This is a genomic window from Clostridium sp. 001 (genome assembly GCF_019056555.1).
GTDB classification, from domain to species: Bacteria; Bacillota; Clostridia; order Clostridiales; family Clostridiaceae; genus Clostridium_B; species Clostridium_B ragsdalei.
The window spans coordinates 4462295-4476915 of the sequence record NZ_CP020473.1 but is presented as its reverse complement, the minus strand read 5'-3'; the positions used below and the strand labels follow the sequence as shown (position 1 = coordinate 4476915).

At 29.6% G+C, this 14621-nt stretch carries 13 protein-coding genes; 5 read left to right on the top strand and 8 right to left on the bottom strand.

The genetic code is table 11. The features are described 5' to 3' along the window. Window positions 1-123 precede the first annotated feature (123 nt). The gene (locus tag B5S50_RS20795; protein WP_065079961.1) at window positions 124-1296 is read left to right on the top strand and encodes a glycosyltransferase family 4 protein; all 1173 of its coding nucleotides are present in this window, start codon (window positions 124-126) and stop codon (window positions 1294-1296) included. On the opposite strand, the gene B5S50_RS20790 is transcribed toward B5S50_RS20795, so the two are convergent. The 4 genes from B5S50_RS20790 to B5S50_RS20775 all read right to left on the bottom strand — a co-directional run bounded on the left by B5S50_RS20790 (window position 1283) and on the right by B5S50_RS20775 (window position 5391). Then, window positions 1283-2308 (bottom strand): lysylphosphatidylglycerol synthase transmembrane domain-containing protein, encoded by a 1026-nt coding sequence (locus tag B5S50_RS20790; RefSeq protein ID WP_065079962.1) that lies wholly within the window; start codon window positions 2306-2308, stop codon window positions 1283-1285. The two genes, B5S50_RS20795 and B5S50_RS20790, sit on opposite strands and share 14 nt — an antisense overlap. Continuing rightward, the gene (locus B5S50_RS20785) at window positions 2298-3362 is read right to left on the bottom strand and encodes a glycosyltransferase family 4 protein (protein ID WP_065079963.1); all 1065 of its coding nucleotides are present in this window, start codon (window positions 3360-3362) and stop codon (window positions 2298-2300) included. The genes B5S50_RS20790 and B5S50_RS20785 overlap by 11 nt, the downstream gene beginning before the upstream one ends. Window positions 3363-3497: 135 nt before the next feature. Beyond that, window positions 3498-4676: an ABC transporter permease gene (locus B5S50_RS20780; protein ID WP_217302739.1), complete on the bottom strand. Its 1179-nt coding sequence runs from the start codon at window positions 4674-4676 to the stop codon at window positions 3498-3500. Continuing rightward, entirely contained in the window at window positions 4657-5391 is a 735-nt protein-coding gene (locus B5S50_RS20775) for an ABC transporter ATP-binding protein (RefSeq protein WP_254306641.1), read from the bottom strand. Before B5S50_RS20775 ends, B5S50_RS20780 begins: the two co-directional genes overlap by 20 nt. A 164-nt stretch (window positions 5392-5555) precedes the next feature. Here B5S50_RS20775 and B5S50_RS20770 point away from each other — a divergent pair, with 164 nt between their 5' ends. From B5S50_RS20770 to B5S50_RS20755, 4 genes are all read left to right on the top strand, one after another. Beyond that, window positions 5556-6236, top strand: a complete 681-nt coding sequence (locus B5S50_RS20770) for a response regulator transcription factor (protein WP_217302737.1) — start codon at window positions 5556-5558, stop codon at window positions 6234-6236. Continuing rightward, window positions 6226-7659, top strand: a complete 1434-nt coding sequence (locus B5S50_RS20765; protein WP_217302736.1) for a HAMP domain-containing sensor histidine kinase — start codon at window positions 6226-6228, stop codon at window positions 7657-7659. Before B5S50_RS20770 ends, B5S50_RS20765 begins: the two co-directional genes overlap by 11 nt. Before the next feature lie 182 nt (window positions 7660-7841). After that, the gene (locus B5S50_RS20760; RefSeq protein ID WP_217302735.1) at window positions 7842-9365 is read left to right on the top strand and encodes a PLP-dependent aminotransferase family protein; all 1524 of its coding nucleotides are present in this window, start codon (window positions 7842-7844) and stop codon (window positions 9363-9365) included. A gap of 12 nt (window positions 9366-9377) precedes the next feature. Next, window positions 9378-10556 carry a PLP-dependent aminotransferase family protein gene (locus B5S50_RS20755; protein ID WP_217302734.1) on the top strand — a complete coding sequence of 393 codons (1179 nt, stop codon included), beginning with the start codon at window positions 9378-9380 and terminating at the stop codon, window positions 10554-10556. A gap of 55 nt (window positions 10557-10611) precedes the next feature. Here the strand turns inward: B5S50_RS20755 and B5S50_RS20750 are convergent, their stop codons facing one another. From B5S50_RS20750 to B5S50_RS20735, 4 genes are all read right to left on the bottom strand, one after another. Continuing rightward, window positions 10612-11868: a DEAD/DEAH box helicase gene (locus B5S50_RS20750; RefSeq protein WP_217302733.1), complete on the bottom strand. Its 1257-nt coding sequence runs from the start codon at window positions 11866-11868 to the stop codon at window positions 10612-10614. A 162-nt stretch (window positions 11869-12030) separates the two neighbouring features. Then, window positions 12031-12228: a cold-shock protein gene (locus tag B5S50_RS20745; protein WP_013238612.1), complete on the bottom strand. Its 198-nt coding sequence runs from the start codon at window positions 12226-12228 to the stop codon at window positions 12031-12033. Between the two features lie 363 nt (window positions 12229-12591). Continuing rightward, the gene (locus B5S50_RS21730) at window positions 12592-13845 is read right to left on the bottom strand and encodes a transposase (protein ID WP_254306610.1); all 1254 of its coding nucleotides are present in this window, start codon (window positions 13843-13845) and stop codon (window positions 12592-12594) included. A gap of 206 nt (window positions 13846-14051) precedes the next feature. Continuing rightward, window positions 14052-14537, bottom strand: coding sequence for a flavodoxin (locus B5S50_RS20735; RefSeq protein ID WP_065079970.1), 486 nt, complete (start codon window positions 14535-14537; stop codon window positions 14052-14054). Window positions 14538-14621 lie beyond the last annotated feature (84 nt).

The following is a 14621-nucleotide window of genomic DNA, read 5'->3' as shown; positions in this document are numbered from 1 at the left end:
TATAAATTTAAAATTATATTACATTTTATTATTTTTTTATGTATTATTGGAAACACTAATTAGGAATAGAAAGTTTATAGTTTACATTATATAAAATTCTAATTAGATTAGGAGAAACAGAAAATGAAAATCTTAATTACTACCGACACATATTTCCCTATGATAAACGGTGTTGTCACTTCAATATACAATTTATATAAAGAATTAAAGAATAATAATTACGATGTTAAAATTCTAACCCTATCTCCTACAGGAAATGAGAAAATCATAGGAGATATATGTTATTTAAAGTCCATTGGCGTTGGAATTTACCCTAATGCCAGAATTAAAGTTCCCTTTCGTAATAGAATCATAAATAGACTTATAGATTGGAAACCCGATATGATCCATTCCCAAACAGAATTTTCTACCTTATTTGCAGCCAAGTACATCGCCAGTAAAATAAATGCCCCCCAAATCCACACCTATCATACAATGTATGAGGAATATTTGGACTATTTATTGGGCGGAAAACTTATAAAAAAAAGTGCCGTTGGGAAAATAGCACGTCTACTTTTAAATAGCCTTGACGGCGTAGTTGTTCCAACAGAAAAAACAAAGAAGATGCTTCTTCATTATGGAGTAAATAAACCTATTAATGTGATACCAACGGGAATTGATTTAAATAGATTTTGTAGACCTTTGCTTACAAATGAAAAAAATGAAATTCTTTCAACACTAGGAATTAGAAATACAGATAAGATTATAGCTTATATTGGAAGAATCGGAAAGGAAAAAAATATAAGTGAAATCATAGAACTCTTTAATACTGTAGTTAATAAAGTTGAAAATGTTAAACTTTTAATTGTAGGAGATGGTCCCTATTTACAAAACCTGAAGGATCAGGTACACACTGAAAGTCTTGAAGATAGTATTGTTTTTACAGGGATGATAGATCCAAAAGAAATTTATAAATATTATAAAATAGCAGATATATTTGTCACTGCTTCTACCAGTGAAACTCAAGGACTAACCTATATAGAAGCTTTAAGCAGTGGGTGTCCTGTAGTTTGTAAATACGATCCATGTATAGACGGAATTATTATCCAAGGCAAAAATGGATTTTCTTATAGGGAGTCCTGGGAATTTAGCTATTACATAGATAAAATCTTAAAAGATGAAAATTTAAAAAACAAATTGAGTGAAGAGGCAGTTCATACTTCAAAGAAATATTCCAGCTGCATTTTCACCCATAGGGTAATTGAAACTTATAGTAAAATTTTAAATACAAAATGTCAAAACATTACTGTTCAATAATATCATTTTTTAAACGTACATTTGGAAATGCTAAAATAAACATGCTTGACACTATAATAGACAGGTAATAAGTAATCATCCTCCACACAAAAAGGGCTATGACGGTTTTAGCTTTAAAAAACAAATTAAAAATTACATAAAATCCCCCTTCTGCCCCTCCTTCTGCTCCTGGAAGAGGAATTGCAGTCATAAATACTGTTAAAAACACTTGTGCAGACATAATTGTGCATAAATCTATAGAATTAAATCCAAAACTTCTGTATATAAAATAGGGAATACTGAAATAAGTAGTCCATTGAAGAAGTGAATACACTATAGCATGAGCACACATGCCTATATGTTTTCCTATCAAAATTGCATTCTTATGAAAACTTTCTATTTCATTTTCAATTTTCTCTTGCTTTGATTTTATATCTTTCATAATATGAATCTTTCCTAGCAATTTTACAATAAAGTTTATTATACTTTTCGCTAATTTTTTATTTATTATAATGGATATCGCCAGCAGCATCACCCCTATATTAATTACAATTCCCAAAATTGAAAAGTAAAAGAAATATTTAATCTTTAAATTGAAATAGTTAAACTTAAATAGTAGTGCTACTACTAAGAAAAACATACTTACTATTTCATGTATCATAAACTTTATTATTAATATAGACCCAGAAAGTCCTGCAGGCATTCCTGTTTCTGTCATTGCATATAATTGAGAAGGGTGACTTCCTGCTCCTAAAGGTGTAATTGCGCCAAAAAATTGACCAACCATTTGAAATTTTATTGACTTGGAAAACAAACGTTCCCTAGGATAAAGATTTTTCATTATAGTATATAAAATCATTGTTTCAAATGTCCAAAATAGAATAACAGCTATTACAGCTAAAAATATCCAGTAAATATCCAGTGATTTTAACTCTTTAATCATAGAATGAATGCCTTTTGTAAAAATGAAAAATGAGAAAAAAATACAGGTGGAAATAAGTACAACAATTATATTAAACATTTTATTTTTCATTTAAGTTTTCCTTAAGCTTTCTTCTTTTATTCTTCTCATAATATATATTATCATAAAATTGCTTCCACGTGTTTAAGATGTATTCCTTGGAATAAAACTTGTGACATTTCCATGACCTTTCACACCAAGTTCTATAACTTTCACCTTTATCCTGTAGTCTTTCTATACATTTTACAAATTCATCTATATTTTTTCCTTTTAAATAGTCATCAAATAGAATGTTATGGTATATATCTAGATCTCTCAATAATACGGGAATTTCAAGTGCCATGGCTTCCAAAACAGACATTGGAAATAACTCATTATAGGAAGGCAAAAACATTATATCTGCAATATTATAAATATCATTCATACTTTTTCTATCAATGATGCCTAAAAACCTTACATTTTCAGGTGGATTTTCTACAACCTTTTTTAATTCCTTATACCCATCTGTTATCACACCAAAGGAAAAACCACCTGCCCATATAAATTGAATTTGTGGAAGTTTTTTGGCAACTTCAATAAAGTCTAGTATACCCTTTCTGTGCTGCACCTGACCTACTCCCAGTACCACAAATTTTTTAAGTGGAATATTTAACTCCTGCTCTATTTTTTTTACTTTTTCCTTTTCATATTTAAAAAAGTTATCTTCAGATACAAAATTAGGTATGTAAACTATTTTTTCCTCTTCTATATTGTATTTTTTCAAAATATCAATAAAATATGGATTCACAACTACCAAATAATCTGCACTTTTGTAGAACAAAATTATGTACTTGTAAAATATCTTTTTTATAATATAAGGTAGTTTCAAGCTATTATCTATAGTTTCTGGGACAAAATGTACGTAAGCAACACTTGTACCCAATAATTTTGCAAATGGTATACTTAAAAAGAACTTAAAATCAATAGTATGGTAATGCATAATATCACATAATTTAAAAGCATTTACTTTTACTTCATAATTGTCTTGAAGTCCGTCTCTAACTAAATTAACTTGTTCAACATAAGCAGACAACACCCCCTGCCCTTTTACTTGTTCTGCAGAAGAGAGCATATTAATAACAGGCATATTAAATTTCCCCTTTCAAATAGCTTTGTCTATGCTCTTGTAGTTTCTGCAAATTATTATAAATATATTCTTTAAATAGACGCAATATGATAAAAAATAGACTAGCATACTTACTTGTTATTTCTTTGAAAATGCCTAGATATACTCTTCTCTTTTTTCTGCTATAATTGTACTTAATCCTAAAAATAATACGGACCATCCAATCATTATCAAGCTTGCAGATAAATTATTTATATAGTATGCCCCTGTATCTTGTACAATTCGTCTTGTTATTATACTTACAGAGCTTCCAAGGGCTATAAAAAATGCTGGCATAATGTCTGACTTATCAGACAATGCAGGAATTTTTGATAGTATCATGTAAGCTACTCCAAATAGTATGGCTATTGATGCCGCTGCTGCATTATTTTTAATTAAAGTAGATGTTAGAATACAAAAACTTGTAGCTGCAATTATAAAAATTATCTGTAAGATCATAAATTCAATTAAAAATTTATAAAGAGGCATAATACTTGACGTTCCTGGAATGACAGATATAAATTTATGCAAGTCCATATTTTGTATGCTGCTGTGTTTAAATGCAGGTTCTATAGAAACTGGATATTTGAAGCTGTCAAAACCATATACAATTTCTCCAAACAAAAAAAATATCAAATTGAAAATCACTACAAGTGCAGAGCTTGAAATGGCACAAGCTAAAAATTTGCCAAGTAGAAGTTTTGTCTTTGTAACAGGTCTTAAAAGCAAAAGCTTTAATGTAGGAGGTGCATATTCACTTGAAACACTGTCTACTGTCATAAACACTGCTACTAAAAATATCACTATCATGCCATAATCCAAAATAAGGCTGTAATCATTAAACAATACGTATCCTGTAGCTTTAATACTGCTAACTGGCTTTATGTTATTCTCTAATAAATACTTCTTATAAGTAATTTCACTTTTTCTTTGTTCTTTTTTAGCATCATCCAATTTACTGTCATCAACACTTTCCATAAGCTTTACATCCTTTTTTAAAGTATCTTTCCAGGCTAGTGGATGTGTTTTTTGAAATTCATAATCCTTTACCATTTTATCAATGTTATCGATATGTGTTTGGATTTCAGCAATTTTTGCTTTATCCTTTACTAATTTTTTTTGATCTTTATAGTATTGTTCTATACTTTTGTCTTTTTGCAGTCCCCTCTCTCCATTTTCACTATTCACAGCTAATACTGAAAATACAGCTACAAGCAGTAATATAATAGAACATATTAAAAATTTCTTTCTATAAAATATCTTAATGATTTCGTTTTTAATTATTGGAAAAATCATCTTCTTCTCCTCCTACAATTTCCAAATATCTTTTTTCAAGATTTCCCTTCATGGTATTTACATCCTCTATTCCCTTAATTTCACCTTCATTTAAAAATGCAACCCTGTCACACATGGATTCCATTTCGCCAAGTATGTGAGATGATATAAATATGGTAACTTTCTTTTCTCTAGAATATTTTTTAAACAGATTTCTAAAATGAATCATTCCGCTTGGATCAAGCCCATTAGTAGGTTCATCTAATATCCATATCTTTTTGTTTCCCATGAGAACCTGTGCAATGCCAAGCCTCTGTTTCATTCCAAGTGAATACTTTTTAAATTTATCATTTATCCTATCACTTAATCCAGCTAATTTTACAGCTTCATCTATTTGACTTTGACTAATATCTCCATCAAGCCTTGCCAGCTGCCTTAAATTCTGAGTTCCAGTTAAATATGGATACATATCCGGTGCTTCAACCATAGCTGCCATATTACTTATAGAGCTTATCCTACTATTTTTAATATTCTTTCCATTTATATAAATTTTACCGTTAGTAGGTTTTAAAAATCCAACGATCATCTTTATAGTTGTGGTCTTTCCTGCACCATTGGGTCCTAAAAATCCAAAGATTTCACCTTCCTTTACACTCAAATTTAAATTTTTCACAATTTCTCTCTTTCCTATAGTCTTTGATAGATTTTCCAATCTCAATACTTCCAAAAAATTCACATCCTTTTCTATATGATGACTTCATTATAGTGTGCTCATATTACAAACCTGGTACATTTTGTATTACAAAATTGATACTGTTTATTAAGATTTTATTACAGTTGGCCAAAGCAATAAAAAAATGTATATAATAAATATAGGACAATAGGAAGGTGAATTTTTACATGGACAAAAATGTAGTTTTAATTGTAGACGACGATGAAAATATAAGAGAACTTTTAACTATAATGTTAAAAAATCAAAACATAGATTCCCTGTGTGCAAAAGATGGAATTGAAGCTCTGGAGATTTTAAAAAGTAATAAAATAGATTTGATACTTTTAGATGTCATGATGCCAAGGATGGATGGTATGATGGCATGTATGAAAATACGGGAAAGCTTAAATTTACCTATTATAATACTATCTGCTAAAATTGACGATGCTGATAAAATAATGGGACTTACTATTGGAGCCGATGATTACATCGCAAAGCCCTTTAATTCAATGCTCTTAATTGCAAAGATAAGATCTCACCTAAGAAGATATAAGGAATTTAATTCAAACTTTCATGACAATTCAAGCTTGATTAAAATTCAGGACATGCTTATAAATATGGATAAACATACTGTAAAAATAGATGACAGTGAGATAAATTTAACTCCTCATGAATTCAAAATTTTGGCTTTCCTTGCAAAAAACAAGGACAATGTACTGAGCATAAAGCAAATATATGAAAACATATGGAAGGAACCTTATATGGAATTTGACAGGACAGTTACAGTACATATAAGGAGATTAAGACAAAAACTTAAAAAAGATTATATAAAAACTGTATGGGGAGTTGGGTATAAAATTGAAAGTTAAAATAGCAGGTATCCAAACTAAATTTGTAATTACATTTATATTTTCACTAATTGCAAGCTTTTTTATATATGACATATTATATTCAGCTTACATAAATTTTGAATCTCAAAAATATCCTTATAGGTTTCAAAATTACACTTACAGCTTAAGCAAATTATCAAGTATTTCTAATGACATAAGTTTAGATACAAGTAATGTTAACTTTAATAATAAATCAAAATATAAATCTGTATTATCTAAATACGAAAATAAATATTCAAAATACAAGCTTGGTTTTATTATAACTGATCCTGAAAACAGGGTATTATATAATTCGTCGAAGCTTTCCAAAAATATAAATTTTGAGAAATCATACTCAGACTTTTTAAGATACTTTATACACACAAGAGATTTTACCATTTATCATGACTATATACACAAAATACCTATAAAAACAGGCAATAGCATTTCCTTGCTTTGGATAATTGCATCTCCTGTAAGTATTCTCCATGATTCAATTGGAACACTAGTAGGAGACAAAAATATTTTAATTTTGATTTTCATATGTATGTTGCTATTTTTCATAATAACCCATCATAGAATGAAATACATAAATGAAATATGCTGCGGTATAAAAACTATTGCAAACGAAAACTTAAATTTTAAAATACGCCAAAAAGGTCATGATGAACTATCTGAAATATGCAAAAATATAAACTTTATGGCAGACAAGATAAAGGAAAAAATTAAAAATGAGAGAAAAATTGAAGCTTCTAAAAATGCACTCATAACAAATGTAGCTCATGATATAAGAAGTCCTCTTACAAGTATAATTGGTTTTTTGCAAATTGTAGAAAACAATGAATATAAATCCAAAGAAGAAATGCAAAGATTTATAAATATATCATTAAAGAAAGCTGAAACCATGAAGAAACTTACGGATAACTTATTTATGTTCACAAAACTAAATGGTGGAGACTTAAAATTGCACTTATCCACAGTATGCTTAAATGAACTCATTTACCAGTTAATTGACGAGTTTTCAATTACTTTTGAAAATTCAAAGTTAAATATTGTAGATAACATATGTGCTGAAAATATAATGGTTACAATTGACATCAATTTATTTGTAAGAGCTTTAAATAATCTGATGTACAATGCTCTAAAATACAGTTTCAAACCTTCAGATGTGAATGTATCTTTAACCCAATGTGATAAAAATGCTATAATCAGTATAAGCAATAAATGTAAAAACTTAAATATAGAAAATGTAAGTATGCTATTTGAAAAGTTTTATAGAGCAGATAAATCCCGTACAAATCCTGATGAAGGCTCCGGATTGGGTCTTTCTATAACAAAAAGCATAATTGAAAGGCACAATGGTAAGATATGGGGAAATTATGAGGAAGGAATAATTACTTTTACAATATCACTACCAAATTAGACATTTTACCTAACATTATAAAAAAGGCACTAAATTAAGTGCCTTTAAAATTTTCTTTATTCCTTTAACCTATAAATAATGAGATTGGATTGGTTTTAAATATAAGAATTGGTAGTTTAAATATAGAAATTTAATGGTATTATATATATAATATTTTTAAATTTTTAGAAAGAGTGATAGAAATGCGCATTTCTATAGACAAAAAAAGCTCCATACCAATTTACGTACAAATTAAAAATGAAATAAGAAATATTATTTACTCTGGTATGCTTCCATCAAATTTTTTACTTCCATCTGAGCGCAAACTTGCAGAAGAACTTAACGTCAGCAGAAGTACAGTAATTAGTGCTTATGAAGAATTAAAATCTTTAGGCTTATTAGAGTCCCATAAGGGAAAAGGAACTATAGTGGCAAATAACACAAAAAATAAGCAGTTAAGTATTAGAAATCATACTGTACCGCTTTCATGGTATCAATTTTTCGATTCAAATGTAAGTTCCGCTAATAATCATGACATTGTTGACATAATAAATTCAGTAGGAGGAGAAAAAAATATATCTTTTTCAGCTGGTATTGCAGATCCAAGTTTGCATCCTCTTAAGGACATAGTAAAATTGCAAAAAGACTTATGGGAAAACTGTGGAAATGACATGCTAGCTTATATTTCTTCTTACGGATATTATCCTCTTAGAGAAAGCTTAAGTAGATTACTAAAATCAAGAAATATATCTGTTTCTCCTAAAGAAATAATGATACTTTCAGGCTCTATGCAGGGAATAGATTTTATTGGAAGAGCCTTTCTAAGTAAAGGAGATGTGGTTATAGTAGAAGAACCTACATTTATGAGTGCAATTGAACTATTTAAGTTGTCAGGGGCAAAAGTTATAGGAGTTCCTATGGAAAGTGATGGTATAAACTTAGATGTGCTTGAAATTTTGCTAAATAAATATAAGCCTAAATTTTTATACACAGTACCTACTTTTCAAAATCCAACTTCAATAGTTATGAGTTTAGAAAAAAGATATAAGCTGCTAAATTTAGCATATAAATATCAGCTTCCAATTATCGAAGATGACCCTTACAGTGAAATAAACTATGAGAATATATACTTGCCATCTTTAAAATCCCTGGATACATACGGCTATGTCATATATTTAAGCACATTTTCTAAAACTATGTTTTCAGGTATGCGTGTTGGATGGACTGCTGCACCTGTACAAGTAATAAAAAAATTTGCTTTATTAAAGCAAATGACAGATCTTCACGTTAACACAGCTTCACAATATATATTAGATAAGTTTTTACGAGAAGGACTGTATGAAAACCACATAAAGCTAATATGTAAAGAATATATGAAAAAAAGGGATTTAATGCTCAGCATACTTGAAAAAAATAAATCTCTTGGTATTAGTTTTAATCTTCCTAAAGGTGGTTATTACATTTGGTGCAAGCTTCCTGAAAATATTTCACAAACACAATTATTATTAAAATGCTCTAAGAAAGGTGTTTCCTATGCTCCCGGTAATGTATTCTACCCTGAAGGAAGCGATGGTAAAAGCTATATGAGGTTAAATTACACTTTCGAAAATGCAAAAAATATAAGTATTGGATTAAATAAGCTTATGAAATCTATAGCAGAACTGATTCAAAATACAAATTCTTCAACAGTTAACCAAGATAATTATTTTGGGAAACCTATTATATAAGGAGTGTTACTTATGAATTATAGTAAATTTTCAAAAAGAAATAATTTTGTTAGGCCTTCAGAAATACGTGAGATTTTAAAAGTTACAGAAAGACCTGAAATAATATCTTTTGCAGGAGGTCTACCTGCTCCAGAACTTTTTCCTGTTAATGAATTAAAAAACGTATGTACAGAAGTTTTAACTGAATGCGGCGAAGCATCTCTTCAATACAGTACTACTGAAGGATATATCCCCTTAAGAGAAGCTATATGTAAGAGAATGGAGACACTAAGTATAAAAACATCTATGGATAACATAATAGTTACTACAGGTTCCCAGCAGGCTTTAGACCTTTCAGGAAAGGTATTTATAGATGAAGGTGACACTATAATTTGTGAAAGTCCAACTTACCTTGCAGCTATCAGTGCTTTTAAAACCTATCTTCCAGACTTTAAAGAAATTCCTATGGATGAAGAAGGAATGATTATGGAAGAACTTGAAAAGACCCTTAAGGATAATCCTAATGCAAAATTTATCTACACCATACCAGATTTTCAAAATCCAACTGGAAGGACTATGAGTCTTGAAAGGAGAAAAAGGCTAGTAGAAATAGCAAATAAATTTGATATAGTAATAATAGAAGATAACCCCTATGGTGCAATAAGATTTGCTGGAGAAGAACTTCCACCAGTAAAGCACTTTGATACTGAAGGAAGAGTAATTTACTTAAGTACTTTTTCAAAGATATTTGCTCCTGGCTTAAGACTTGGCTGGATATGTGCAGATAAGAGTATTATTCAGAAATATGTTCCTTTTAAGCAAAGTGCAGATTTGCATACTGATATATTCGCACAAATGATTACTGCAAAATATATGGAAATGTATGATATAGAGGAACATATACAAAAAATCAAAGAAGTATACAGACATAGGAGAGAACTTATGGTACAGTGTATAGAAAAGTATTTTCCTAAAGATATAAAGCATACTCTTCCTGACGGTGGACTTTTCATATGGATTCAACTTCCTTCAAATATGGATGCTTCAGATACTTTTACTAAAGCAATAAAAAACAATGTGGCATTTGTAGCTGGAGAATCTTTTTTTCCAAATGCTAATTTCAAAAATTCCTTTAGATTAAATTATTCAAACATGCCAGATGATAGGATTATAGAAGGAATTAAAAGATTAGGAGAAGTACTCAAAAAATAAATATAGTTTTTGGCATTAGGTGGAGTTTTAAACTCCACCTAACTTCCATTTTTAACTAACTTCTCTTTTTATTTCTCCTAAAATAACTACTTTTGCGGCTTTTTCCATCAGATACTTTCTTTTTAGCATCCTTATTTTTCACTATACCTGAAGTACTTTCAACCATATCTGAATTATCCATAACATAAGGATGATCTTTAATCACTGGTATTGACTTTGATATAACTTTTTCAATATCTGTTAAAAGCTGTTTTTCTTCCCTATCACAAAATGAAAGTGCAACTCCATCTGATCCTGCCCTTCCAGTACGTCCGATTCTATGAACATAGGTTTCCGGTACATCCGGTAAGTCAAAGTTTATTACGTGAGATACTTTTTCTACATCAATACCTCTTGCAGCTATATCCGTTGCTACTAAAACTCTTATTTTCTTTTCCTTAAAGTTACTTAAAGCAAGTTGTCTTGCATTCTGTGACTTATTTCCATGAATAGCTTGAGCCTCTATGCCCGCTTTAACAAGATCTCTAGTTATTTTATTTGCACCATGCTTTGTTCTAGAAAATACAAGAACGGATTCAAAAGATTCATCCTTTAACAGGTGAATAAGCAAAGATTTCTTATTTCTTTTTTGAACAAAATACACTGCCTGGTTAATAGTATCAATAGTAGATGAAACAGGAGTCACTTCTACTTTTACTGGTTTTATAAGAATAGAATCTATTAGCTTTAAAATTTTCTGAGGCATAGTAGCAGAAAACACCATGGTCTGCCTGTCCTTAGGAAGTTTTGCTATGATTCTTTTTACATCCTGCCCCATTCCCATATCAAGCATTCGATCTGCCTCATCAAGTACAAGAAACTTTATATGCTGTAGATTTACATATTTTTGTTGCACTAGATCTAGTAGTCTACCAGGTGTGGCAATTAAAATATCTACTCCCGTCATTAATACATCTGTCTGAGGTTTTTGTGAAACTCCCCCAAAAATAACAGTGTTCTTTAGCCTCGTGTATTTGCCATAGGAAGTAAAGTTTTCTCCAATCTGGATAGCTAATTCTCTAGTTGGAGCTAATACTAAGGCTTTAATATTTGAAGACCCACTTTGAACTCTTTGTTTACTATAAATAAGCTGCAATATAGGTATAGCAAAAGCTGCTGTTTTTCCTGTACCCGTCTGGGCACATCCCTCAAAATCATTTCCTTCAAGTATAGCTGGAATAGATTGTTCCTGTATAGGGGTAGGGTTAACATATCCTTCGTCTTTTAGAGCTTTTAAAATAGGGTCAATAATATTTAATTTTTGAAACAACATTTTTCTCCCTTATAAGTAACTGCCAATTTTATATTATTAAATTCAATAAAACTAACTGTCTTTTTTATGTTAATTAACACTTCTATTTTATTGTAAAATCTAATCGTAGACAACTAAAAACCCCTCAAATAGAATAACTATTCAAGGGGTAAAATTCATTAATTAGAGAACAGTAATATTTTCTGCTTGAGGTCCCTTTTGTCCTTGACCTTCGTCATAAGAAACTTTTTGACCTTCTTCAAGTGTTTTATATCCATCTGAATTTATTTGAGAAAAATGTGCAAAAATATCTTTTCCGTCTTCTCCTGTAATAAATCCAAATCCTTTTTCTCCATTAAACCATTTTACTGTACCATTCATATGATGTGTACCTCCGAAATTTTATTATTCTTAAATTCATCGCAATAACTCACTAATAAAATTCCCATATCAACGTACTATGTCGTTAAGTACTAATTGAAATATATTTGTGTTTAATTATTAACTATTAATTTAAGTTCTTGTTAAGAATAACACAGTTTATTATATAACGCAAGTTATTTATGCTAAATACAGAGATTTAGCACCTAAATTCCAGTGAAAATTTTATTTTTACTGGAATTATATTTTTTTACACTTATTTAAAGGTCTGGTAAGCCCTTAAACCGGTAGATCGTAAAAATTGTTATACACTCCCCTACCCCTAAAAATCTTAATGCAAAGTTTCCAGTTTTTATTTTAAAATTACGTCTTTATGAATAGTGGATTATCCCAATCATCTTCTATAGTAAATCTTTCATCTTTTATATCTTCAATAATATCTATTTGGAGCATTTTTTTCTTCCTAAAACCTCTGATACACCTAAAAAAATATAACTGCATTAAATTAAATGCTAGTATCATAAACATTAAAACTGTCTCTACCCCTGTAGAACTGTGAAGAAAACAATGATCTAAATGCCATTCAGTTTTCAACTGATGAAATACATTATTTTCAATATCCCATCTTTTATGCATTATTTTCCATAAAGTTTCTACTGATATAAATTTATCTGTTGTTATGATCCATTCTTCTTTAATTTCTGCTTTATCTCCAGTATGAATTTCTTCTATAAATTTTATGAATCTTACTTCTATACTTGAATCAGACATTTGAAAATTATCATCATCCCACGCTTTAATCTTTCTATAGGTATTTACATTTTCCTTTACAGTCCAATCTTTATCTGCCTCCCGGCATTTAAATAGGGCTAATGCATCTTTTACAATGTGCAGCCTTTCATCTTTTACTCTTACCAATGCATCCATTCCTATAGAAAGAACTTCTTTTATCCAAGTAGATTTACAGTAAAGAGCATCAGCCACTATGATGTCAGCGAAATGATGATACTTCTTATATAACTTCTTAATTAGTCGTTTACTACCCGTAATTTCACCTTCATCTTTACTTGAACTATCTTTTTTAGGTTCAAGCATCTCTTGACCTAAAATAATATGTGGGTCTGATCCTACTGTTGCACACACTACAGATCTATGAAAATAATGGGTAGTTCCATCTCTATTCTCTCGAGAAAGGCATTTATTGCAACATTTTTTAGTACTTTCAAATAACTCTACACCATCTATGGCAGCTACTTTTAAACCATCAATAGTACCATTTCGAAATACTTTGTTTTTTATAGTTGTTTTTATTATGCTGATATGAATGTTTTTCAAGCCATCCATATCAAAGTTACTTAAACACCGCCTGACTGCGTCAATGTGCAGCATTTTAGTATTTTTAGGTAACACTTTTTTAAATTTATTCTTTTCAATCCAATGTTCTAATCTATTGAAACTTCTTATTTGAAGCATGAATCCAAATAACACTACGAAAACTATTGTTGAAACTTTTACTGGAGATTTTACTCTTTTATCTTTTAAACTATTGATTTTTTCACCTATATCATATACTTTATTAATATAAGTAAGTAATTGTTTTAAATAACTTTTACTCATTTTATCAGCATCCTTTTATTTTTAGTTTTCAGCAAAACCATTATAAAAAGGATGCTTTTATTATGCAAATTTTTTCCGTATAATTTCCAGTAAAAATCGGAATCTATTACTTCTACTGTAAATATTCATAAGACTTTATAATCCAAAGGACTACCGTCCTAAAAATTTTTTAAGTGCTAAACTTCTGTGCTAAATATACTAATTTACTATTTGCAAATACTATTACACCACTTTTTAGCTCTATTTATATTTTTTTCAGTATCATTTTTAAGAGGATCTTTAAATTCAATTTCCCCTAGGAATTCGTTACCTTCAAGCTGCTCTTTCATATTTTCAAAAGTTTTTCCATTTCCTCCACCATTGCAACTAAATAGAGCTATCTTCTTACCTTTTAAATTTGTATTGGCAAAAAAGCTCCTTATAGCAGGTGAAAAAGTCCATGCCCAAACTGGAGTTCCAATAAATAGGACATCATAATCCTCAGGATTTATATCATAAGGTAAAATCTCTGGCTTTTCCTTAGTCATGGCCTGCTTTCCACCTATGAAGTATCTCATTTTACTATGTGGATCTATACTTTTTTTAGGCTTTATTTCTAAAATGTCACCAGATATCTCCTTTGAAATAGTTTCAGCTATAAGTCTTGTGTTTCCCTCAAGTGAGTAGTACACAACTAAAATCTTACCTTGCATAAAAAATCACTCCCTTTTTAATATTTCCAATTACCATTATTATAGTATAACTTATTATGAAAAATTTATAAAATTCTGCAAAAT